20 protein-coding genes are annotated in these 23226 nt (G+C 68.3%); 13 read left to right on the forward strand and 7 right to left on the reverse strand.

Annotated elements, in window-relative coordinates:
- Nucleotides 1-85 precede the first annotated feature (85 nt).
- The 4 genes from AC5Y5V_RS17765 to AC5Y5V_RS17780 all read left to right on the forward strand — a co-directional run bounded on the left by AC5Y5V_RS17765 (nt 86) and on the right by AC5Y5V_RS17780 (nt 3774).
- On the forward strand, nt 86-1552 hold the full coding sequence (locus tag AC5Y5V_RS17765; protein WP_499937875.1) for an aldehyde dehydrogenase: 1467 nt from the start codon (nt 86-88) through the stop codon (nt 1550-1552).
- Nucleotides 1553-1592: 40 nt separating this feature from the next.
- Nucleotides 1593-2342 carry an SDR family oxidoreductase gene (locus AC5Y5V_RS17770; protein ID WP_499937877.1) on the forward strand — a complete coding sequence of 250 codons (750 nt, stop codon included), beginning with the start codon at nt 1593-1595 and terminating at the stop codon, nt 2340-2342.
- A complete protein-coding gene (locus AC5Y5V_RS17775) occupies nt 2339-3196 on the forward strand; it encodes an NAD(P)-dependent oxidoreductase (protein WP_499937879.1) in 858 nt (285 codons plus the stop codon). Before AC5Y5V_RS17770 ends, AC5Y5V_RS17775 begins: the two co-directional genes overlap by 4 nt.
- Nucleotides 3197-3342: 146 nt before the next feature.
- Entirely contained in the window at nt 3343-3774 is a 432-nt protein-coding gene (locus tag AC5Y5V_RS17780) for a carboxymuconolactone decarboxylase family protein (protein ID WP_499937881.1), read from the forward strand.
- A 7-nt stretch (nt 3775-3781) separates the two neighbouring features.
- On the opposite strand, the gene AC5Y5V_RS17785 is transcribed toward AC5Y5V_RS17780, so the two are convergent.
- Nucleotides 3782-7120: a helix-turn-helix transcriptional regulator gene (locus tag AC5Y5V_RS17785; protein WP_499938071.1), complete on the reverse strand. Its 3339-nt coding sequence runs from the start codon at nt 7118-7120 to the stop codon at nt 3782-3784.
- Between the two features lie 180 nt (nt 7121-7300).
- On the opposite strand from AC5Y5V_RS17785, the gene AC5Y5V_RS17790 reads away from it, so the two are divergent.
- Nucleotides 7301-8470: a serine hydrolase domain-containing protein gene (locus tag AC5Y5V_RS17790; RefSeq protein WP_499938073.1), complete on the forward strand. Its 1170-nt coding sequence runs from the start codon at nt 7301-7303 to the stop codon at nt 8468-8470.
- 102 nt (nt 8471-8572) lie between these two features.
- Nucleotides 8573-9841: a phosphoribosylamine--glycine ligase gene (gene purD / locus AC5Y5V_RS17795; protein ID WP_499937883.1), complete on the forward strand. Its 1269-nt coding sequence runs from the start codon at nt 8573-8575 to the stop codon at nt 9839-9841.
- Here purD and AC5Y5V_RS17800 read toward each other — a convergent pair whose 3' ends face one another.
- The gene (locus tag AC5Y5V_RS17800; protein WP_499937885.1) at nt 9842-11305 is read right to left on the reverse strand and encodes a serine/threonine-protein kinase; all 1464 of its coding nucleotides are present in this window, start codon (nt 11303-11305) and stop codon (nt 9842-9844) included. It abuts the gene before it with no gap.
- A 303-nt stretch (nt 11306-11608) separates the two neighbouring features.
- On the opposite strand from AC5Y5V_RS17800, the gene AC5Y5V_RS17805 reads away from it, so the two are divergent.
- Nucleotides 11609-12148 carry a DUF6199 family natural product biosynthesis protein gene (locus tag AC5Y5V_RS17805; protein WP_499937888.1) on the forward strand — a complete coding sequence of 180 codons (540 nt, stop codon included), beginning with the start codon at nt 11609-11611 and terminating at the stop codon, nt 12146-12148.
- Nucleotides 12149-12193: 45 nt separating this feature from the next.
- Here the strand turns inward: AC5Y5V_RS17805 and AC5Y5V_RS17810 are convergent, their stop codons facing one another.
- On the reverse strand, nt 12194-13777 hold the full coding sequence (locus AC5Y5V_RS17810; RefSeq protein ID WP_499937890.1) for a gamma-glutamyltransferase family protein: 1584 nt from the start codon (nt 13775-13777) through the stop codon (nt 12194-12196).
- A 5-nt stretch (nt 13778-13782) separates the two neighbouring features.
- On the reverse strand, nt 13783-14694 hold the full coding sequence (locus AC5Y5V_RS17815) for an alpha/beta hydrolase (RefSeq protein WP_499938075.1): 912 nt from the start codon (nt 14692-14694) through the stop codon (nt 13783-13785).
- 61 nt (nt 14695-14755) lie between these two features.
- On the opposite strand from AC5Y5V_RS17815, the gene AC5Y5V_RS17820 reads away from it, so the two are divergent.
- On the forward strand, nt 14756-15373 hold the full coding sequence (locus tag AC5Y5V_RS17820; RefSeq protein WP_499937892.1) for a TetR/AcrR family transcriptional regulator: 618 nt from the start codon (nt 14756-14758) through the stop codon (nt 15371-15373).
- Nucleotides 15374-15377: 4 nt separating this feature from the next.
- Here the strand turns inward: AC5Y5V_RS17820 and AC5Y5V_RS17825 are convergent, their stop codons facing one another.
- The gene (locus tag AC5Y5V_RS17825) at nt 15378-16109 is read right to left on the reverse strand and encodes a DUF429 domain-containing protein (RefSeq protein WP_499937894.1); all 732 of its coding nucleotides are present in this window, start codon (nt 16107-16109) and stop codon (nt 15378-15380) included.
- A 177-nt stretch (nt 16110-16286) separates the two neighbouring features.
- Here AC5Y5V_RS17825 and purB point away from each other — a divergent pair, with 177 nt between their 5' ends.
- The 5 genes from purB to AC5Y5V_RS17850 all read left to right on the forward strand — a co-directional run bounded on the left by purB (nt 16287) and on the right by AC5Y5V_RS17850 (nt 20549).
- Nucleotides 16287-17705 (forward strand): adenylosuccinate lyase, encoded by a 1419-nt coding sequence (purB, locus tag AC5Y5V_RS17830; protein WP_499937896.1) that lies wholly within the window; start codon nt 16287-16289, stop codon nt 17703-17705.
- Nucleotides 17702-18946 carry a cytochrome P450 gene (locus AC5Y5V_RS17835; protein ID WP_499937898.1) on the forward strand — a complete coding sequence of 415 codons (1245 nt, stop codon included), beginning with the start codon at nt 17702-17704 and terminating at the stop codon, nt 18944-18946. The genes purB and AC5Y5V_RS17835 overlap by 4 nt, the downstream gene beginning before the upstream one ends.
- Before the next feature lie 113 nt (nt 18947-19059).
- Nucleotides 19060-19839, forward strand: a complete 780-nt coding sequence (locus AC5Y5V_RS17840) for a class I SAM-dependent methyltransferase (protein WP_499937901.1) — start codon at nt 19060-19062, stop codon at nt 19837-19839.
- 24 nt (nt 19840-19863) lie between these two features.
- Entirely contained in the window at nt 19864-20142 is a 279-nt protein-coding gene (locus AC5Y5V_RS17845) for a type II toxin-antitoxin system Phd/YefM family antitoxin (protein ID WP_499937903.1), read from the forward strand.
- Entirely contained in the window at nt 20139-20549 is a 411-nt protein-coding gene (locus tag AC5Y5V_RS17850; protein ID WP_499937905.1) for a type II toxin-antitoxin system VapC family toxin, read from the forward strand. The genes AC5Y5V_RS17845 and AC5Y5V_RS17850 overlap by 4 nt, the downstream gene beginning before the upstream one ends.
- 4 nt (nt 20550-20553) lie before the next feature.
- On the opposite strand, the gene AC5Y5V_RS17855 is transcribed toward AC5Y5V_RS17850, so the two are convergent.
- Both AC5Y5V_RS17855 and AC5Y5V_RS17860 read right to left on the reverse strand, forming a co-directional pair.
- Nucleotides 20554-22506: a glycoside hydrolase family 172 protein gene (locus AC5Y5V_RS17855; protein ID WP_499938077.1), complete on the reverse strand. Its 1953-nt coding sequence runs from the start codon at nt 22504-22506 to the stop codon at nt 20554-20556.
- A 66-nt stretch (nt 22507-22572) separates the two neighbouring features.
- Nucleotides 22573-23187, reverse strand: coding sequence for a hypothetical protein (locus AC5Y5V_RS17860; protein ID WP_499937907.1), 615 nt, complete (start codon nt 23185-23187; stop codon nt 22573-22575).
- Between the last annotated feature and the right edge of the window lie 39 nt (nt 23188-23226).

Genomic DNA, 23226 nt, shown 5'->3' on the forward strand with positions numbered 1-23226 from the left:
GATCGGGCCTTGCACCGCCGACAGCCCGAAGGCTATGGTTCGGGAGGGCATTATCGGACAGTTGTCCATTCGATGGGAGCAAGATATGGCGTTGATCGCCGACGGCGTGAGTGCACTGTTCATCGACGGAAAGCCGTGCGCGGGCAGTGCCGGCACCTTCCAGACGATCAATCCGGCCACCGAGGAAGTGCTGGGTGTCGCCGCCGACGCCGACGCCGACGACATGAGCCGCGCCATCGACGCCGCGCGGCGCGCCTTCGATGACACCGACTGGTCGCGGAACACCGAGCTGCGCGTGCGGTGCGTGCGCCAGCTGCGGGAGGCGATGCAACAGCACACCGAGGAACTGCGGGAGATCACGATCGCCGAAGTCGGCGCGCCCCGCATGCTTACCGCCGCCGCCCAGCTGGAAGGCCCGGTCAACGATCTCGCGTTCTCGGCGGACACGGCCGAGTCCTACGCGTGGAATCAGGATCTCGGTACCGCGTCGCCGATGGGGATTCCCACCCGGCGCACCATCGCGCGCGAAGCCGTCGGCGTCGTCGGCGCGATCACCCCGTGGAACTTCCCGCACCAGATCAACCTCGCCAAGCTGGGTCCCGCGCTGGCCGCCGGCAACACCGTCGTCCTCAAGCCCGCGCCCGACACGCCCTGGTGTGCCGCGGTGCTCGGCGAGCTGATTGCCGAGCACACCGACTTTCCGCCTGGCGTGGTCAACATCGTCACCTCCAGCGATCACAGCGTGGGGGCGATGTTGTCGAAAGACCCTCGGGTGGACATGGTTTCGTTTACCGGTTCGACGGCCACCGGCCGCAGCGTGATGGCTGACGCCGCCGCCACCATCAAGAAGGTGTTCCTGGAGCTGGGCGGCAAGTCGGCATTCGTCGTGCTCGACGACGCCGATCTGGCCGGGGCGTGCGGGGTGTCGGCGTTCACCGCGTCCATGCACGCCGGACAGGGCTGCGCGATCACCACCCGACTGGTGGTGCCGCGGGCGCGCTACGACGAGGCCGTGGCGATCGCGGCGGGCACCATGGGCTCGATCAAGCCCGGCGACCCGAACAGCTCGAAAACCGTGTGCGGGCCGCTGATTTCGGCGCGGCAGCGGGATCGGGTCCAGGGCTATCTCGACTCGGCTATCGCCGAGGGCGGCACGTTCGCGTGCGGCGGCGGCCGCCCGGCCGGCGGCGACGTCGGCTTCTTCATCGAGCCGACCGTTATCGCGGGCCTGGACAACGACGCCCGGGTGGCCCGCGAGGAGATCTTCGGCCCGGTGCTGACGGTGATCGCGCACGACGGCGACGACGACGCGGTGCGGATCGCCAACGACTCGGCCTACGGCCTGTCGGGCACCGTGTTCAGCGCCGATCCGGATCGGGCCGCCAAGGTGGCCGCGCGGATGCGGGTCGGCACCGTCAACGTCAACGGCGGCGTCTGGTATTCGGCCGATGCGCCGTTCGGCGGCTACAAGCAGTCCGGCAACGGCCGAGAGATGGGTCTACTCGGCTTCGAGGAGTACCTGGAGGCCAAGTTGATCGCCACGGCCGTATAGCGCGCCGGGCCATAACCGTACGTTCGGCAGAAAGGTAAACATGCGATTCGAGAACAAGGTAGCGATCGTCACGGGCTCTGGTGGCGGCATCGGCCAGGCCTATGCCGAAGCGCTGGCTCGTGAGGGCGCGGCGGTGGTGGTCGCCGACATCAACGCCGAGGCCGCCGAGGGGGTGGCCAAGCAGATCGTCGCCGACGGCGGCACGGCCATCAGCATCCCGGTCGACGTCTCCGACCCCGCCTCGGCGAAGGACATGGCCGATCGCACCCTGGCCGAGTTCGGCGGCATCGACTACCTGGTCAACAACGCCGCGATCTTCGGCGGCATGAAGCTGGACTTCCTGCTCACCGTGGACCCCGAGTACTACAAGCGGTTCATGAGCGTGAACCTCGATGGGGCGCTGTGGTGCACCCGTGCGGTGTACAAGAAGATGGCCAAGCGCGGCGGCGGGGCGATCGTCAATCAATCATCGACGGCCGCGTATCTGTACGCGAACTACTACGGTCTGGCCAAGGTTGGCATCAACGGCCTGACTCAACAACTTTCGCGGGAACTGGGCGGACAGAAGATCCGGATAAACGCCATAGCACCGGGTCCCATCGACACCGAGGCCAACCGGACCACCACACCGAAGGAAATCGTCGACGACATCGTCAAGGGTCTGCCGCTGTCCCGCATGGGCACCCCGCAGGATCTGGTGGGCATGTGCCTCTTCCTGTTGAGCGACGAGGCATCGTGGATCACCGGACAGATCTTCAATGTCGACGGCGGACAGATCTTCCGCGCATGACCGATCAGGTGAAACTCGGCTACATCGGCCTCGGCAACATGGGCACGCCGATGGCCAAGAAAATGATCGAATGGCCTGGCGGGGTAACGGTTTACGACATCCGCACCGAGGCGATGACCCCGCTGGCTGAGCGCGGCGCCAGCCTGGCCGACAGCGTCGCCGACGTAGCCGCCGCCGACATCATCAGCATCACGGTGCTCAACGACGAGCAGGTGCGTGACGTCGTCGGCGAGCTCGCCGAGCACGCAAAGCCCGGCACCATCATCGCGATTCACTCCACGATCAGCGACACCACCGCCGAGGAGCTGGCCCGCCAGCTGGAGCCGCAGGACATCCACGTCATCGACGCACCCATCAGCGGAGGCGGGCGGGCCGCGCGCTTCGGTCAGCTGGCGACCATGGTGGGGGCCAGCGACGAAGTCTTCGCCCGCGTCAAAGAGCCGTTCGAGCACTGGGCGGAGCTGGTGGTGCACGCCGGCCCGCCCGGCGCGGGGACCCGGATGAAGCTGGCGCGCAACATGCTGACCTTCACCGGCTACGCGGCCGTCGGCGAGGCATGGCGGCTGGCCGAGGCCGCCGGCCTGAACCTGCAGGACCTCGGCAATGTGGTGCGGCACACCGACAAGCTGACCGGCGGCGCCGGGTCGATCATGTTCCGCGACGACACGAAAGACCTTGAGCCGGGCCACTTTCTGTACGACGGATTCCTGCACACCCGCGGTCTCGGAGAGAAGGACCTGGGGCTGGCGTTGGAGCTGGCGGAGGGGCTGGGGGTCGAGTTGCCGCTCGCCGAGCTGGCCCGCAAACGGCTGGGTTCCAGTCTCGGGGTGCCGCACAAAGACGGCGAGGGTTGAGCAAGCCCACAGAACGGGTAGCCGGAAACGTAAGTACGCACGAAGCGTCGTGAGTCGTGTTCCGGCGGGCCGAGAGGGGGCGGCCCGCCGGAACGCCATCTACTCGGTGATCGGCACAAGATCGGCACAAGAGAGAAAGAGATGTGATGGACGAACTGCGCCGCACGGGCCTCGAGAAGATGAACGAGGTATACGGCTGGGAGATGCCCAACATCGAAGGCGACGCGTACTTCGACCTGACCGTCGACCATCTGTTCGGCAGTATCTGGACGCGACCGGGACTGTCGATGCGCGACAAGCGGATTATGACGTTGACGGCGGTGACCGCTATCGGAAACCGCGACCTGGCCGAGATCCAGATCAACGCTGCGCTGCTCAACGAGGAGCTGACGGAGACCGAGCTGAAGGAGATGGCCGTCTTCCTGACGCACTATCTCGGCTTCCCGCTGGGGTCGGCGCTCAACGGGGCGGTCGACAGCGTCGTGGCAAAGCGCCGCAAGGCGGCGGCGAAGGGCGCCGGCGAGGACAAGAAGGCCAACGTCGAGGGCGCGCTGAAGATGCACTCGGGCGACAAGTAGCTTGCCGTCAGTGGCGCGCCGCTTCCTGGGCGAGTTGCACTCTCGAGCTGAGCCCGAGCTTCGAGTAGACGTGGCCGAGATGGGCCTGCACGGTGCGGGTCGACACGAACAGGCGTGCAGCGATGTCCTTATTCGGCAGCCCCTCGCTGACAAGTTTCACCACGTTGAGCTCCGCGGGCGTCAATGAGGACCAGCCCGTCGCCGGCCGTTTACGTTCCCCACGCCCGCGTTGCGCGTACTCGACGGCCCGGTCGGCGGAAAGGGACTCGCCCTCCGACCACGCATCGTCGAATTCTCTGTCTCCCAGCGCCTCACGCAGTGCTGCCACCGTCGCGTCATGGGCGGCGTCATAGATCTTGAGGCGCACCGCACCGGCGTGACGGCGGAGCGCGTGCGCGGCTCCGAAGAGCCGGGCGGCTTCCTGGTGGGAGCCCGTGCCGACGGCAAGTGTGGCCAGGCACTCGAGCGCGTCTGGCACGATCCGTTGACCCTGGAGTTCGGTGGCGAGGGAAAGCGCGTCGTAGCAGTCGCGTTCCGCCTGATCCAGATCGTTCTGCGCGATCGCCACGCGCGCACGCGTGACCTGCGCCTGGGTCAGATGCAGGCCGGGAGCCACCGCGACCGCATTTTCGGCGCGCCGACGGGCCGCCGCCAAGTCGCCCTGCGCGAGCGCGACTTCGGCAAGCGGTATGACGTTGACGACGGCCAGCTCGGGCTGCACGTCCATCAGTCGGCAGGCCGTCTCGACGGCGCTTGCCGATACCTCGACGTCGCCCGCTGCCAAATGTGCGACGGCCAGCGCGGCGTAGGCAAATCCCTGGGTGAACGCGCCGAAGTCTGCGGAGGCTGCCACGGCCGCCGTCGCGGCGGTGATAGCCGCGTTGGTGTCGCCCGCCTGGGCGAGCAAGTGGCCCAGGCTGATTAGGCTGGCCCCTCGCCAGACTTCGTCGTGCGCTGCTTCCGATTCGGCGACCAGATCGCGAAACTCCGCGATCGGGCCGACGACATCACCCTGCCACCACCGCGCCAAACCGACGCACCAGCGGCAGTTGCGCGAGTGGGGTCCGTCGCCGATCGCGTCGGCGACGACCCGTCCTTCCTCACCCGCGGCAAGCGCCGCAACGAAGTCACCCTTTCCGGTGATCGCGGCGTATGCCTGGAACGCCAGGATCTGGGCCAGGCTCCAGTCGTCACCCAATTCGCGGGCGAGGACGAGCGCCTCGTCGAGATACACGTCCGCCGCTTCGGCGTCGAACGCGGTGATGGTCGCGCACCCGACGAGTGCGCGGACCCGCAAGGCCGGATCGTCCAGCTCGCGGGCGATCGCCAGGGCTTCGACGGCGGCGTCGATGTTGTCGTGGATGCTTTGCATGCCTTCGAGCGTGGCTTTGTCGGCAAGCGCCCGGCCACGAACCGCGGCCGGCACCTGCACGTCATGTCGCTGCGCGAGCGCGCTTGCGAACCAGGCCGTTCCTTCTTGCAGGCGCCCCCGGGTCACCCACAACGGCTGCAGCGCCGAGGCCAGCCGCAATGCGGTTGTCCCGTCGCCGTTTTCGCAGCACCACGCGAACGCCGACCGTAGGTTGTCGATCTCGATTTCGGCCTCGTCGACGCGGCGCTGATGACCGGAGCGGTCCGGGACGCCGAGCAGGGCGGCCATCTCTGTGTAATGGTCGCGGTGCCGGTCGCGAACCGCGTCGGCCTCGCCGGATTCGCCGAGCTTCTCCAGCGCGTACTGGCGGACCGTCTCCAGCATCCGATATCGACTCCCGAACGGGCCGTCCTCGGCTATGGCCAGCGATTTCTCGATGAGCAGGGTGAGCTGGTCGAGAGTCTGGTAGCGCTCGACCTCGCTGTCGCCACACACCGCCTGCGCCGCATCGAGGTCGAATCCGCCCATGAACACCGCCAGCCGGCGGAACAGGACGCGCTCGGGTTCGGTCAGCAGCGCATGCGACCAGTCGACCGACGCCCGCAGCGTCTGCTGACGACGCACGGCCGTTCGGGCGCCGCCGGTCAGTAGCCGGAAACGGTCGTGCAGGCTGTCGAGAATCTGCGGCAACGACAGTGCGCGAACGCGCGCGGCCGCCAGCTCGATCGCCAGTGGTATGCCGTCGAGGCGATGGCAGATTTCGGTCACGATGGCCGAGTTATCTTCGGTCACAACGAATTCAGGGCGGGCGTGGCGGGCGCGGGCGGCAAACAGCTCGATCGCCTCGTCGGCCAGCGACAGGGAAGGCACCGCCCAGGCGACCTCGCCCGCCGTTCGGAGCGGCTCACGACTGGTGGCCAGGATGGTCAATGCCGGGCAAGCGCCTATCAGGGCCACGGTCAGCGCGGCGCACGCGTCGATCAGGTGCTCGCAATTGTCCAGGACGATGAGCAGGTGCCGACCTGCGATCACTCGGGTCAGCGTGTCCATCGGGGACCGCCCCGCCTGGTCGGGGTGTTCCAGCGCGCGCGTCACGGCGACCGGCACGACGTCGGGGTCGGTGATGGGCGCCAGGTCGACGTACCACACCCCTTCCCACACCCCTTGGCCGAAATCGTCGTCGAGCCGGTCTGCGACTTGCACTGCCAGCCGCGTCTTGCCGACGCCCCCCGCGCCGGTCAGCGTCACCATCCGGTTGGTGGCGATGAGCTGTCGCACGGTTGCGATTTCGCCGCCGCGGCCGACAAAGCTGGTGAACTGCGGCGGAAGATGCTGTTTACCAGAGGCTTTCGGTGCACGAAGCGGCGGGAACTCGTTGCTGAGGTCGGCGTGACACAACTGGGCCACCCGTTCCGGCCGGGGCAGGTCCCGCAACGGGTGGGTGCCGAGCTCGAGCAACCACGCGTCGGCGGGAAGCCCGTCGGCGAGCAGATCGGCCGTCGTGGCCGAGAGCACCGTCTGGCCGCCGTGCGCGAGATCGCGCAGTCGTGCGGCCCGGTTGATGGTCGGCCCGACGTAGTTTGCCTCGTCGCGCAGCTGCACCTCGCCGGTATGCAACCCGATCCGCAGGCTGATCGGCGATAGCGGCGTGCGCTGTAGTCGCAGGGCAAACGCGGCGGCATCGCTGGCCCGGCTGAAGGCGACGACGAAGCTGTCGCCTTCGCCTTGTTCCACCGGGCGCACGCCGTTGTGCGCGGAAACCAGGTCCGAGAGCGTCCGGTCCAGCCGCGCGACCGCGGCGCTCATCTCGTCGGCCCGGGTCTGCCACAACCGCGTCGAGCCCTCGACGTCGGCGAGTAGCAACGTCACGGTGCCGGTCGGGAGCTCGCTCACGCCCAAGTCGCTCCAAGTCAAGGGCGGCGCGTCCGCCCACCGCTCGATCTCCGGGTCGGTCTCAGCCATGTTAGCCACCATCGCGCAGTTGCCGGCGGCGAACATCCGCCGAAACACCTAGAGGTCCGCCCGGACGCACCCCGCCGCGCGTAGGTCTTTTGACCGATGTTCTTCGCGGCCGGATCGCCGAGAGTGGACTCGTCGGACTTAGGGAGGTCACAGGTGAACAGTCAAACCGGTATTGCCGGCAGCGGGGTGTCGATCGACGCCCACTTCACGACGGGTGTTTTGCACGGACACTACGATCCTCGCTTCGAGGACCTGGTTGCCGCACTGGCCGACGAGGTCACCAGCGGCGGCGAACTCGGCGCCGCAATCGCCATCGACATCGGCGGCGAGCTCGTCGTCGACATCTGGGGTGGGTATGCCGATCGGGCGAAAACCGTTGAGTGGTCGGAAAACACGATCGTCAACGTGTTCTCCAGCACCAAGAACGTGGCCTCGCTGGCGGCGCTGATGCTGATCGACCGCGGCCTGCTCGATCCGTTCATGCCGGTCGCGACCTATTGGCCGGAGTTCGCCGCCAACGGCAAGGAGGGGGTCGACGTGCGGCACATCCTCGGCCACACCTCGGGCGTGTCCGGCTGGGAGACGCCCTTCGCGCTCGAGGACGTCTACGACCGTGAGCAATCCACGTCGCGCCTGGCCGGCCAAGCGCCGTGGTGGCCACCCGGCACCGCGTCGGGCTACCACGCCCTGACGAGTGGCCACCTGATCGGCGAGCTTGTCCGCCGGATCACCGGCAAGTCGCTGACGCAGTTCGTGCGCGAGGAGATCGCCGAGCCGCTGGGCGCCGATTTCCAGATCGGCGCGCGACCCGAGGACTATGCACGGATCGCCGAGCTCGTTCCGCCGCCACCGCTGGATGTCCCGCTCGACCTGGTGCCCGAGGACCATCCGATGCGCAGGACGTTCGCCGCGATACCGCCCACGTCGGAGACCGCGCTGGCCGCCGAGACGACCGCATGGCGCCAGGCGGAGATCGGCTCGGCCAACGGTCACGGCAACGCCCGGTCGCTCGTCCGCGCGCTATCGCCAATCTCGTTGGGCGGCAAGGTAAACGGGTTGCGGTTGCTCAGCCCCGAAACCATCGACCTGATCTTTCGGGAGCAGGCCAACGGCGTCGATCTGGTGCTGGCTATGCCCACGCGCTGGGGGATGGGCTTCGCCCTGCCGAATCCCGAGGCGGTGCCCGACGTGCCGGACGAGAAGATCTGCTACTGGGGCGGCTGGGGCGGGTCCATGGTCGTGATGAACCCGTACTGCCGCACCACCTTTGCCTACGTGATGAACAGGATGGGTCAAGTCACCCCGGCCGGCACCGAGCGCACCCGCAAGTACACCCAACTGATCTATCGGGGGCTCGCCTAGCTTTGCCGAGCAGACGCAAAAGTCCCCTTCCGGGGCCTGAAAGGGGGCTTTTGTGTCTGCTCGCCGTGGCACGGTGAGCCGTTGCGACTAGTCTGACGTGTCGTGCGCGTTCTGGTGATCGGCTCCGGTGCCCGTGAACATGCCCTGCTCTTGGCGCTCGCCAGGGACCCGCAGGTGGCCGGGCTAATCGTCGCCCCGGGCAACGCGGGCACCGCGCGGGTGGCCGAGCAGCACGACGTCGACGTGAGTTCGGCCGACGAGGTCGTCGCGCTCGCGCGACGGGTCGGCGCGGATCTGGTGGTCATCGGTCCAGAGGTGCCGCTGGTGCTCGGTGTGGCCGACGCGGTGCGTGCCGCCGGCATCGCATGTTTCGGGCCAGGCAAGGACGCGGCCCGTATCGAAGGCTCCAAAGCGTTCGCCAAGGAGGTCATGGCGGCGGCCGGTGTGCGCACCGCCGCGAGCGAAACCGTCGACAATCCGGCGCATTTGGACGCGGCGCTGGAAAGGTTCGGACCGCCCGCCGGCGACCCGGCCTGGGTCGTCAAGGACGATTCGCTGGCGGCGGGCAAAGGGGTTGTCGTGACACCCGATCGCCAGGCCGCCCGCGCGCACGCTGCCAGCCTGCTCGAATCGGGTCACCCCGTGCTGCTGGAGTCGTTTCTCGACGGCCCGGAGGTGTCGTTGTTCTGCGTCGTCGACGGCGAAACCGTGGTGCCGCTGCTGCCCGCTCAGGACTTCAAGCGCGTCGGTGAAGGCGACACGGGACCCAACACGGGCGGTATGGGCGCCTACGCGCCGCTGCCCTGGCTGTCCGAGGGCCTCTACCGCGAGATGGTGACCCGCATCGCCGAACCCGTCGCGGCCGAGATGGTTCGACGGGGCAGCCCGTTCAGCGGGCTGCTCTACGTGGGCCTCGCCATAACCGCCGAAGGACCGGCGGTGGTCGAATTCAACTGCCGCTTCGGTGATCCCGAGACACAGGCCGTACTGGCCCTGCTGGAGTCGCCGCTCGGACAGTTGTTGCACGCGGCGGCTACCGGCACGCTGGGAGAGTTCGGGCCGCTGCGCTGGAGCGACGGCGCGGCCGTGACGGTCGTCCTGGCGGCCGAAAACTACCCCGGTCGACCCCGCGTCGGGGATGTCGTCGTCGGCTCCGAGGCCGACGGGGTGCTGCACGCTGGAACGGCCCCCGGCGACGACGGCACCGTCGTATCGTCGGGCGGTCGGGTGCTGTCGGTGGTGGGCACGGGCGCCGATCTGCCCGCGGCGCGCGCCGAGGCCTATCGGATACTGGAGTCAATCAGATTGCCCGGGAGCCACTTTCGGACGGATATTGGCCAGCGGGCCGCCGAGGGGGAGATCAGCGTCTAGCTACTGCCGATACCCCGGGCAGTAGACGGAGATCGCCGCGTTGACGGTGGCGGCGGCCTGCGACTGCGAGATTCCGTTGTTGTTGTTCACGGTCGCCTGGGTGGCGTCACTGGGGCTGCCGCCGTTGTGCAGATCGGCGCACACGGCGCGGCCGGTGGCGGCGGCCGTCGCGGGGTCCGTGACGGTGACACCGGGGATCCCCGACACCAGGTTCACAAAGGTCTGGTCGGGGCTCGACCGCTGCGGGGGCGGAGGCGGCACCGGTGCAGGACCTCGAACCGGCGCGGGAGCCGGTGCCGAAGCGGCGGCGGGCGGCGGCGCCGACGGCGGCGGGGGAGGCGCGTGCTCCACCGCGCGTTGGGGCTGCGCCACCACGGAAGCCGCCGCGGAAGCCACAGCGGGTGCCGCGGCGGGCGCGTTCGTCCTGGTCGTGGCGTTTTCGGCGTCGTAGGCGCTGGCGCCGACGGGACTAAGCGCGAGAACCATCGCCGCGGCCGCGAAGACCCGCCCGCGGCCACGCGGTTGCCGGGCCCGCTGCCGGGCCGGAACCGGCCTCGGCATGGTCGACGCCGAGGCCGTCGGCCGCCCGACGGAGCGGGCGGCCCGCGCGAACGCGCGTGCGAAATCGGCGCATTCGGCAAATCGATCGGCGGGGTCTTTCGCGAGGGCTGTGGCGAGCACCGGGTCGAAGGCCTTCAGCGCGGGGTGGGTCTGCGATACCGGAGGGGGCGGCGTGGTCAGGTGGCGGCTGATGACAACGGCTGGACTGGTGTGGGGGAACAGCGTTGAACCGGTCAGCAGATGGTAGGCGGTGGCCGCCAGCGCGTACTGGTCGGCGCGTCCGTCGATGGGATCGTCCATCAGCTGCTCGGGCGCGGCGTAGGGGAACGTGCCGATGGTCATGTTCGTCGCGGTCAGGCCGTGGGCGTCACCGATGTTGCGGGCTATTCCAAAGTCGCCCAGCAGGATTCGCTGATCGCCATCCGCCGCACCGGCGAGCAGGATATTCGCGGGGCTGACGTCGCGATGCAGCACGTCATGGTGTCGGTGTGCATAGTCGAGCGCGCCGGCGATCGCGGTGACCACCTTGACCACCTGGTCGTGCGGCATGCCGACCGGATAGTTGTTGCGCAGCAAGCTCGCAGCGTCGGTGCCGTCGACGAAGTCCATCGAGATCCACAGCCGCCCGTCCAACTCGCCGCGGTCGTTGACGCGCACGATGTTCGGATGCCACAGCGCGGCCGCCAGGTCCGCTTCCCGGATGAACCGCCGGCGATAGTCGTCGTCGGAAGATATGTCGTCGCACAGGATCTTCAGCGCCTCGCGGCGGGGCAGCCGGGGGTGCTCGGCAAGGTAGACCTCGCCCATCCCCCCGGCACCCAGCAATCGGATGATCGTGTACCCGGCAAAGACCTCGCCGGCTGTCAACCCGATGCCGGGGCGTCCCTCATCCAACCCACTCATCGCACCGTCCCATAACCGCGATCCGCGACACCGTGTCGGCGCCCGTTAGGCCAGGGTAAACCGTCCGTTCACGGACAAGACACCTTCTGTTCACCAAAACATAGAAAATGCTTAACCTTCGCGGGAGCGCGGTGCTCAGATCGCGGCGGCTAGACCGTCGCGGCGGGGGTCGCTGACCACCAGATATCCGTCGTCGGGCCGGCAGATCGCCAGGCAGCTGCCCGGCCCGATGCGAATGACCGTCTCGTTAGTGGCCGGGCGCGATTAGCCTCTCGATGAGACGGCCGGGGAGAGGGGGCATTCATGCTGGCAATCGCCGTCGCGATGTTTGTCCTCGCGGCCGTGCTGGTGTATTTCGCGTTCCATCCGCGTGCGGCGTTCTATCTGGACGAGGGCTGGAAGTTCAAGGACCGTCCCGAGCCGTCCGAAGCATACGCAAGCGTCAATGCGGTCAGTCGCTTGGTCGCGGCCCTGGTGCTGGTTTGTCTTGGCATATGGATGATCTCGATTCACAACGACGACAAGGCCGCCGCCGATCAGCGCCGGGCGCTCGCAGCGTCCGACAAGCGATGTGCGAGCGAGATCGAGCCGCGTTTCAAGAAGGCGGTCAGGTGGGATGGTGGGGTGCTGGCCAACGTCGATGAGGTGAAGAAGCTCGGCGACGACCTTTCGGTCGATGTGGAGGTGACACACGTCAGTATGGGGGGCATGCGCTATGACCAGGTCTTGGTTTCCGACCGGAACAGGCCGGGCAACAACAAGTCGCTGTTCGTCCTCGATGGAATGTTCAAGAGCGCCGAATGGAACCGAGGGTTGCGGTCATGCCCGTCGACTGGCGGATAGCGGCTGGTGCAGATGGCCTGCGCGCCGCGAGCCCGATCGGTCAACTCAGAATGCCGCGGCCTGCCCATCGCGACGGGGGTCGCTGGCCGCGAGGTACCCGTCGTCCAGGCGCCAGATCGCTTGACAGCTGCCGAACGAGTTGTAGTCGTCGACGGCAAGCAGCTCATGCCCGCGTCGGCGCAATTCGTCCAGAGTCGAGGGCGGAAAACCCTTCTCGCAGCTGACCTGCATGCCCTGCACCCAACGGAACCGCGGCCCGTCGCAGGCAGCTTGCGGGTTCTGGCCGTGGTCGGCGATGCGTGCCAACACCTGCACATGACCCTGCGGCTGCATCGGGCCGCCCATCACCCCAAAGCTCATCACGGCAGCGCCGTCCTTGGTCACGAAGCCTGGGATGATGGTGTGGAATGGACGCTTGCGCGGTCCGATCCGGTTCGGATGCCCCTGCGCGGCAGTGAAATCCGCGCCGCGGTTCTGCAGGGCGATGCCGGTGCCGGGCACCACCACGCCGGAGCCGAAGCCCATGTAATTCGACTGGATCATCGACACCATGACCCCCGAAGCATCGGCGGCCGTCAGATAAACCGTTCCGCCCGTTGGTGTGCCAGCCGAGACCGGCAGGGCCCGTTTGCGGTCGATCAGCGCGGCCCGTCGGGTGAGATAGTCCCTGTCGAGCAGCGTTTCGGGACGCAGCGCCATGTGGTCGGGGTCGGCGACGTAGGCCTGCGCGTCGGCGAATCCGAGCTTCAGCGCCTCGATCTGTAGGTGCACGCTGTCGGCGGAATCGACCGGATACGAAGCCATGTCGAACTGTTCGAGGATGCCGAGGGCGATCAGCGCGACGATGCCCTGGCCGTTGGGCGGTATCTCGTGGACCGTGTACCCGCGGTAGCTCCCGCTGATGGTGCCGACCCAGTCGGCCTGGTGGGCCGCGAGGTCGTCGGCGCGCATGGCGCCGCCGTGGGCGGAGGCGTGGGCTTCGAGTTTCGCTGCGAGATCGCCGCGGTAGAACGCTTCGCCGGCGGTGGCGGCGATCTTCTCGAGCGTGGCCGCATGGTCGGGAAAGCGGAACAGCTCACCGGGTTTCGGCGCCCGTCCGTTCGGCAGAAACGCCTCGGCGAACCCCGGCTGCGTCTCGAAGAGCGGCACCTGTGCCGCCCACTGCTCCGCCACCGTCGGCGACACGAGAAAGCCGCTGCGGCCGTAGGAGATAGCCGGCTCGAAGAGCTTTTCGAACGGGAGTTTGCCGAACTTGGCGTGCAGTTCCACCCAGGCCGACACCGCGCCGGGAACGGTGACCGAGTTCCAGCCGAACGCGGGAACCGGTTCGCCGCCAAAGTATTCCGGTGTCCACGCCGCGGGGGCTCGGCCGGACGCGTTCAATCCGTGCAGTTGTCGGCCGTCCCAGACAATGGCGAACGCATCCGAGCCGATGCCGTTGGACACCGGTTCCACCAGGGTCAGCGTGATGGCGGTGGCGATCGCCGCGTCCGCCGCGGACCCGCCCTCGGCGAGCATCCGCAGCCCGGCCTGGGCGGCGAGGGGTTGAGAGGTGCACACCACGTTGTTCGCCAGCACGGGCTTGCGTGGCCAGGCGTAAGGCAGGTTCCAACCGAATGGGGCGGTCACGGCGATCAGGCCGTCAGTAACGGCGCCATCCACGTCAGCTCGGCCGGCAGCTGCGCGCTCCAGAACCCCGGGTTGTGTCCGCCGGGCGAGAAGCCACCCGCCGGCGGATTGGGCAATTGCGCCACGAACTGCTTTGTCGCAGCGTAGAAAGGGTCGCTGTCGCCGCAGTCCACCCGGATCGGAATGGACGCCAGCGCGGGCAGCCCGAACACCGTGTTGGCCGCAAAGTCGTTGGCGCCGTCGAACGCGCCGGGCGCGCTCGCACCTGAGGACAGCCACAGCGCCGGGCTGACGGCGCAGATCGCAGCGGTCCGGCCCGCCCCGAGCCGGCTGCCCAGCAGCAGCGCTCCGTAGCCGCCCATCGACCAGCCCAGAAAGGCCACGCGCGAGGTATCCAGGCCCTGCCCTCCAAGCATGGGAATCAACTCGTCGAGCACCATCGCCCCGGAGTCCTCGCCCGACGCCCGCTTGTGCCAGTAGCTGCCGCCGCCGTCGACGGCGACCACCGCGAACGGCGGCAGCCCCGCGTTGACCGCCTGCGCCAGACCCTGCTCGACGCCACCGGCCATCACGGTGGCCGCGTCGCTGCCCTTACCGTGCAGCGCGATCACCGGTCGCAGGGGTTTCGTCTGGCCCGGCGGCCGCGCGATCGCCCAGTTGGTCGACACCCCGCCCCGCGCCGCGGACACGAAGGAGCCGGTGACCATGGTTGGGGCGGGCTGGCTGGCTGGTGCCGGCTCCAGGGGCGCCGGCGGCGCCAACGGGGCCTGCGGTCCAGTCCACGATATCGGGTCGGCATGCGATGGGCGGGGCTCTACCAGCACGTTCAGCGCATATGCGCTCACCGCGCCGACGGCGGCGCCGGCACCGAGACCGAGCACCGCGCGGCGGCTCAAGTCGGGCATGCCGTACATCATCCCATGGCCGTTTGGCCGAAATGGCAATGCGGTACCACTTTCACTGGCACCATGACTAGGCGTGACAGCAGCAGTTACTCCCAAGGGAGAACGGAGGCGGTACGCGCTCGTGAGCGCGGCCGCCGAGCTGCTCGGCGAGGGCGGGTTCGAAGCGGTGCGCCACCGGGCGGTTGCCCGGCGGGCTGGCCTGCCGTTGGCGTCTACCACCTACTACTTCTCGTCTCTGGACGATTTGATCGCGCGTGCGGTCGAACACGTCGGGATGCTTGAAGTGGCGCAGTTGCGCGCTCGGGTCAATGCGCTCTCCCGACGACGTCGGGGGCCCGAGACAACCGCCGATGTGCTGGTTGAGCTGCTGGTGGGGGACGTATCGAGCCCGGGACTCGCCGAGCAGCTGATATCGCGCTACGAGCGCCATATCGCCTGTACGCGCCTGCCTGCGTTGCGCGAGAGCATGCGACGCAGCCTGCGGCAGCGCGCCGAGGCGGTGGCCGAGGCCATCGAGCGATCCGGTCGCTCGGTGCGCATCGAATTGGTGTGCACGCTGATCTGCGCTGTCGACGGGTCGGTGGTCTCCGCTTTGGTCGAAGGGCGCGACCCGCGCGCGGCGGCGCTGTCGACGGTGGTCGACCTGATCGACGTCCTGGCGCCGGTGGACCAGCGCCCAGTGCGGATCTGAGGCCTCAGGCGGGCAGTGACGGCGTCACGATGTGTCCGGTCGCGGCGTCGCCGTAGATCGTGACACCGGCGGGATGCCGCTCTGCGTACAACGCCACGTAGGCGCAGACGACGGCGTCGATCGGGTCCTCGGCGCGGCGCAACTCGCTCTTGCGTTGTGCGGCAACGACTTGCCGGCGCAGCGCGACCCAGCCCGGGTGCGCGCCGGCGTGCAACGGCACCTCGGCGTGCTCGAGGCCTTCGACACCGCTGACGAGCAGTAGCAGCTCCGACTTGAGCTGCTCGAGACCCCGGCCGGGCTTGGCTTTGTACTTCAGCGTGCGGGGCAGTCGGAACAGCGCGACCGTCGCGGCATGCGGGTAGACCTCGATGGCGCGCCTCGAAGCGGTCGAGCGGGGATCGAGATTCAGCGCGAGCGCGTGCGCCAGCCGCCCGGCTCTGGGGCCGTCGGCGAACTCCGGCTTGCCGGTGTTGGCGGGGTGCGTGCCGGCCTCGAACCGGCGGAAATCCCGGTTGAGCGCACTTTCGGCCGGCCGCTGGCCCGTCGGGTTGGTCACCACCAGCGGGGCATCGAACCCGACGACGCAGTCGTCCCGCACGTACGGTTGCAGTGCGCCCAGCACGTCGGCGTCATCGCGCGCGGCGCCGACGTGAATCAGGCGGCCGGCCGCGTCGAGTACGGCGACGCCCGTCGGATTTCGCAGGCCCCAGGCGAGGTCCACGCCGATGAAGTACACCGCGTAAGCGTAGGTCCGTCTGCTGCACAATTCGTTTCGCTACCACCCGCGTGATCGACACTGTGGCCACGGTCAGGGTTCGGGACCGGCAGTGACCGTGGCCGCAGGCTCGGTGCCCTGGTTGCAGCCTCGGCAGTCGCGCGGCGGCCGGTAGCGCCGGCCGTAAGCTGTGTGGCTGTGAGTATTCCGAACGTGCTGGCCGCGCGGTACGCCAGCGCAGAGATGGTCGCGATCTGGTCACCCGAGGCGAAGGTCGCCGCCGAGCGGCGACTCTGGCTGGCCGTGCTGCGCGCACAGGCGGAGTTGGGCGTCCCCGTGTCCGACGATGCCCTCGCCGACTACGAACGGGTGCTCGAGGACGTCGACCTGGATTCGATCGCGGCCCGCGAGCGCGTGCTGCGCCACGACGTCAAGGCCCGCATCGAGGAGTTCAACGCGCTGGCCGGCCACGAGCACGTGCACAAGGGCATGACCAGCCGCGACCTCACCGAGAACGTGGAGCAACTGCAGATCCGGCGGTCGTTGGAATTGGTGCACGCGCACTCGGTCGCGGTGGTGGCGCGGCTGGCCGAGCGGGCGGTGTCCTACCGCGACCTGGTGATGACCGGGCGCAGCCACAACGTCGCCGCGCAGGCCACCACGCTGGGCAAGCGGTTCGCCTCCGCGGCGCAGGAGACTCTGATCGCGCTGACGCGCCTGCGTGAGCTGATCGACCGCTACCCGCTGCGCGGCATCAAGGGACCGATGGGCACCGCCCAGGACATGCTCGACCTGCTGGGCGGTGACAGCGCCAAGCTGACGCTGCTCGAGCGTCGCATTGCCGATTTTCTGGGCTTCGCAACGGTTTTGAGCAGTGTCGGGCAGGTGTACCCGCGCTCGCTCGACCACGACGTGACATCCGCGCTGGTGCAGCTCGGCGCGGGCCCGTCTTCGCTGGCGCACACGATCCGCCTGATGGCCGGGCACGAGCTGGTCACCGAGGGTTTCGCGCCTGGCCAGGTGGGATCGTCGGCGATGCCCCACAAGATGAACACCCGTAGCTGCGAGCGCGTCAACGGCCTGCAGGTGGTGCTGCGCGGCTACGCGTCGATGACGGCCGAACTGGCCGGCGCCCAGTGGAACGAGGGCGATGTGTTCTGTTCGGTGGTACGACGGGTTGCGTTGCCGGACAGCTTCTTTGCCATCGACGGACAGATCGAGACCTTCCTGACGGTGCTCGACGAGTTCGGCGCGTACCCGGCGGTGATCCAACGTGAGCTGGACCGGTATCTGCCGTTCCTGGCTACCACCAAGGTGCTGATGGCGGCGGTGCGCGCGGGCGTGGGCCGAGAGGCCGCGCACCATGTGATCCGCGAGCACGCGGTGGCGACCGCGCTGGCCATGCGGGAACACGGCGCCGAGCCCGACCTGCTCGACCGACTGGCCGCCGATCCGCGGCTGCCGCTGGGCCGCGATGCGCTGGATGCCGCGCTCGCCGACAAGAAAGCGTTCACCGGTGCCGCCGCCGACCAGGTCGACGAGGTGGTCGCCACGGTGGACGCCCTGGTGGCCCGTTATCCCGAAGCGGCCAAATACACCCCGGGCGCGATCCTGTGACCCTCGCCGGCGCCTTGTCGGGGATCGACTTCACCGACCTGGACAACTTCGCGAACGGATTTCCGCACGAGCTGTTCGCCATCCATCGGCGAGAGGCGCCCGTCTACTGGCACGAGCCCACCGACAACACGCCGGACGCGGAGGGCTTCTGGTCGGTCGCCACATACGCGGAAACCCTTGCGGTGCTGAAGGATCCACTGACATACTCGTCGGTCACCGGTGGACAGCGGCCGTTCGGCGGTACCCTGCTGCAGGATCTGGCCATCGCGGGCCAGGTGCTCAACATGATGGACGATCCGCGACACGCGCAGGTTCGCCGGCTGGTTAGCTCCGGGCTGACGCCCCGGATGATCCGTCGCGTCGAGGACGACCTGCGGGCCCGGGCGCGCCGACTGCTGGATGCGGTGGTTCCGGGAGAACCGTTCGACTTCGTGGTCGACGTCGCCGCCGAACTGCCGATGCAGATGATCTGCATCCTGTTGGGTGTGCCGGAGTCCGAACGGCATTGGCTGTTCGAGGCGATCGAGCCGCAGTTCGACTTCGGCGGGTCGCGCAAGGCGTCCCTGTCGCAGCTGTCGGTTGAGGAGGCCGGCTCACGGATGTACTCCTACGGCCAGCAGTTGATCGCCGCCAAGCGCGCCGAGCCCACCGACGACATGCTCTCGGTGGTCGCCAACGCGATGCTCGACGATGCCGATACGCCGGAGCTGTCGGATCTCGAGTTGTATCTGTTCTTCAGCCTGTTGTTCAGCGCCGGCGCGGAGACGACGCGCAACGCGGTCGCCGGCGGGTTATTGGCGCTGGCCGAGCATCCTGAGCAATTGCTTTCCCTGCGTGATGATTTCGGGTTGCTGCCGGCGGCGATCGAAGAGATCGTCCGATGGACGTCGCCGTCGCCGTCCAAGCGGCGCACCGCCACCCGCGACGTCACGATCGGCGGGCACTCGATCGAAGCGGGCCAGAAGGTGCAGATCTGGGAGGGCTCGGCCAACCGCGACACCGACGTTTTCGACCGCGCCGACGTGTTCGACGTAACACGAAAACCCAATCCACACCTGGGATTTGGTCAGGGCGTGCACTACTGCCTGGGCGCCAACTTGGCCCGGCTGGAGCTGCGGGTGCTGTATGAGGAGCTGCTGTCGCGGTTCGACACCGTGCGACTCGCGCAGCCCGTCGAATGGACACGCAGCAACCGGCATACCGGAATCCGGCACCTGATCGTGGAGTTGGCTCGGAGTTAACGGGGGCGGGCGTCGCCGTGACGTCGGGGACGCCGCCCCGTCTCGTGCCATGCCTCCGGTCGCATCGGCCTCGGCACAGCTGCGGCACAGTGAGCGGGACTACCGTGGCGACGGTGACCGATCGTCAAGAGCGCGCGATGTCCTTCGGCTCTGTTGCCGAGGATTACGACGGGCTGCGGCCGCCACCCCCGGACGAGGCGGTGGACTGGCTGGTGCCGCCCGGTTGCGAGGTGGCCGTCGACGTCGGCGCGGGCACCGGGCTGTTCACCCGCAGGCTCGTCGGCCGGGTGGCGGAGGTGATCGCGGTCGAGCCCGACTCGCGGATGCGCGAGGTGCTGGCGGCGCGCACGCCGGGAGTCCGGGCGCTCGAGGGTCGTGGCGAGGCGATTCCGCTTCCCGACGCGTCCGCGGACGCGGTGTTCGTGTCGTCGGCGTGGCACTGGATGGACCATGAGAGGGCGATACCGGAGATCGGGCGGGTGTTGCGCGACGGTGGCCGGCTCGGGCTGATCTGGACCAGCCGCGACCGCGAGGTGGATTGGGTGCGAGACCTGGACCGGTTGCCGGGGGGTGACGCCGTATCGACGGAACTTGCCAACCGATTTCGGAGGCGTCTGGACTTCGAGCTACCGGAGCCGCGGATCTTCGAAAACGTTGCGCGAGAGATCTTTCGGTTCGTGCGGACGATGGCGGTCGACGACGTCGTCGCGATGCTCGGCACCTACAGCAGGGCCATCGTCGCGTCGGCCGGAGATCGGGCGCGGGCTCAGGCGGCGGCGCGCGCCGATCTGCAGGCGCGCTTCCCTGGGGCTCACGTGATCGACGTGCCCATGCGGTCGTGGTGTTGGCGTGCGGATCGAATGTCGTCTGATCGCGTGCCGGCACATCAGTAGCACATGTTGTGCTACCATGTGCCGGTGGAGGTAATCGGCGTTCGAGAACTGCGACAGCACGCGTCGCGATACCTCGCCCGGGTCGAGGCAGGGGAGGAACTCGGTGTCACCAACAAAGGGCGGCTGGTGGCCCGCTTGGTTCCCGTCGGCGCCGCGCAGCGTTCGCGCGAAGCCCTGATCGAATCAGGTGCCTTGATTCCGGCCAGCCGAGCGCGCAACCTGCTCGACGTGACACCCGAGCCGCCCCGCGCCGACCAGCGAAGCCTCTACGACATTCTCCGTGAGATGCGCGACGAACAGTGATCTATGTCGAGACCTCGGCGCTTACGAAGCTGCTCATTGCCGAGCACGAGACGGCCGAACTGAAGGCATGGCTAGCCGCGCAAATCGACGGAGGTGCGTACGCGGTGACGAGCGCGCTCAGCCGTGTCGAGTTGATGCGCGTCGTAGCCCGACATGGAGGACCGAGCCAAGCCGACCGTGCGCGTTACCTCCTCGACGGGTTGGACATCCTCCCGCTCGCCGAATCGGTGATCGCCCTGGCGGAAACTATCGGCCCGGCCAGCCTGCGCTCTCTCGACGCGATCCATCTTGCGGCGGCAACCCAAATCCACCGGGAACTCCGAGCTTTCGTCACATACGACCATCGGTTGTTGGAGGGCTGCCGGCAGATCGGCCTCGCAACGGCATCTCCCGGCGTGGCTGTGTGAAACGCTAGGCCCCCGTGAGCGCGTCGACGCGGTAGCTACTCGCGGTCCAAAGTGGTGCCGTCGCAACGGGTGTCAGCGTGACGGTGATGACGGACTTGCCCGCGGTCAGAACGCCGGGGACGACGAACGTGTCGTCCAGCCAGCGGTGAAAGGTGTTGCTGCGCGGCTGTATCCAGGTGCCAACGGGCACGCCCTCCACGGTGACGTCGGCCGATTGAAAGCCGGTCGACTGGTCCGACGTGCGGCCCAGCAGGACCCCGTGGTTTTCGGGCGGGATCTGGACGTTGAGGGTGATCGGGTCGTGGGTGGCCCGGACCAACCCGGTGACGGGGCGGCCGTCGTCGCTGCCCTCGTAGGAGCTGACGAGCAACTCGGTGGAGCCAGCCTCACCGGGGCTGAGTTCGTCGCCGCGGACGATGGTGTCGTCGGGCTGTGTGTAAAGGAACGCCGTTGAGCTGTAGTGGGGTTGGACCATGTTGCGTTTACCGTGTTCGATGCCGAATCGCAGCGCGGAGTGATAGCCGATGGCGTCGGCCAGCAGTATCCGGTAGACGGCGACGCAGTAGTCCGCGCACCCACCGCTCGCCGTGCGCTGGTCGGGCTGGCCGTTGAGCGGATCGCTGAAGTGCGTGCCGCCGTTGAAATACCAGCCGCCCTCGTAGAAGTCCTCGGTGCCGGTTCCGTACCACTGCGGCGACGGGGAACCGTCGGTGTAGACGCGTTCGGCACCCTCGAGAAAGTATGGGGCGTCATCGCTGAACTTCGTCTTGGTTCGCGAGCCACGGATGGTGTGACTGACGCCGACGAACTTCCCGTGGCCCTGTTCTTCGGCGAACAGCCAGTCCTGGCCGGGCACAGTGGCTCCGGCGCGCGAGCGTGCGGTGAAATAGCCGGCCCGGCCGCTGGCCAGCGCCGCCGCCCACTGCGGATCGGCGGTCGTCGCCACGTCGGTCTCGATGCCCGGGACGGGATCACCGGTGGTATTGACCAGTGTGACGCGGACGTTGCGGGCGAAAGGCATTGGCCACCAAGCCGACAACGACAGCGCGTCGCCCTGCGGGGTCGTGGCGAACATCAGCGAGCGCACGTCGTTGGCGCCCAGTCCGGCGCCGAAGAATTCGGCCAGCGGTGAGTCGACCATTGTGCGGTCGTCGAACTCGATCACCAGGTGCAACCTGGCCAGCGCCGCGGCTTCCGGCAGCCGCAGGCGCAGCGCCGAAACCGCGCCCGGCCCTCGCGATTCCGCGATCGTCACACCGGCATCTGCAGGTACCTCGACCACCCGACGGTCATGCGTCTGTCCGACCACGCTGGGTTTCGGGTCGGCGGTGCCCGCCGCGCGCAGGGCGGCGACCACGTCGAGCGCGGGATCGGCGAGCGAGAATGTGCTGACGCCTTCGGCCGTCGCGAACTTGCGGTAACCGACGTGGTAGTACTGCAGATTCCGTGCGACGCTGATCCGCATCGACCGCCGGTACGGCATCGGCACCTTGATGTACACGCCGCCCGCCGATTGCGCGGCATTCGCCACCAGCGGCCACACGAACGGCGCGCCCCGCTCGCCGTCGACCAGTGACTGCAACGACGCGTCGATCACCGTCTGCCCGTCGAGTTCGATGCGGATCGCGCCCATCCGCGTGACGTTGCCGCCGTCGCGGGTGAACCAGATCGAATCGACCTCGCCGGCGCCGCGGTCCTCGGCTATCACGCAGCCGGCGCCGCCGGAGGCCAGGCAACCGCCGCTGCCGTTGTCGTTGCCGGTCGAGATGTCGAAATCGCCGCCGCTGCGATCGAAGCTCGACACCTGCAGCGTCTGCGTATCGGCGCTCAGATACGGCAGGCGATCCAGTCGTCGGTAGGTATCCCAGCCCACCAACCTGTCGCCGAGGCCGCCCGAAGGGGGTTCGGCCCGCGCAGTCACGGCGACGCCGCCGATCGCCAGCAGGACCGCGAACATCGCGGCCAGCGTCCGTGCCCTCACCGCCGCTCCTTACGGTTCAGCGAACAAGACCCAAGTTATGCCTTAGGGCATTCGCAGCCTGATCCCGGCCGCCTTCAGCTCCAGCGCGGCCAGCCCGCGAATGACTATGGGGTCCTCGTGCCGCCACGCCCCCACCGGATCCGGGCACACCTTCGCCAGCTTCGCCGGCGACCGGTTCGCCAATGCGCGTAGCGCCAGCAGTTGCTGACCGGCGGCGGAGGCGGCGAGCGCGGTCACGGCCAGCTTGCGCCGGAAGAACCGCAGCCGCAGGAACAACCACGGTCCGGTCACCGCGAGGATGGGCGTCGAGGCGACCGCCAGCGCCAGTACCACCGCCAGCCACGTCGCCGTCGTATCGAGATCGTGCCCGGCGCTTGCGATGTCGAGGGCGGCCTTGCTCGCCGCGGTGAGCGGCTTGCCTACCGCGTCGCCCAGTAACGGAATGTGCTGTGCGTCTTGGCCCGCCGACGCCAGGTTCCCCGCAACCCCCTTCGAGCCGGTTTCGACCTGGCGGCCGGCGTCGGCGATCGTTGAGATGGCGCTGTGCACTGCGAGGCCGACGAAGACCCAGATCGTCGTCCAGATCGTGACCGTGACGTCGCTCATCAATTGGCCGAACAGCCGCAGTGGCTTGGTGGAGTAGGGCAAGAACCTCATACCACTTGATACCAGCCCCCTACCAGGCCCCTTTGGCGC

The organism is Mycobacterium sp. NGS68 (assembly GCF_059812195.1).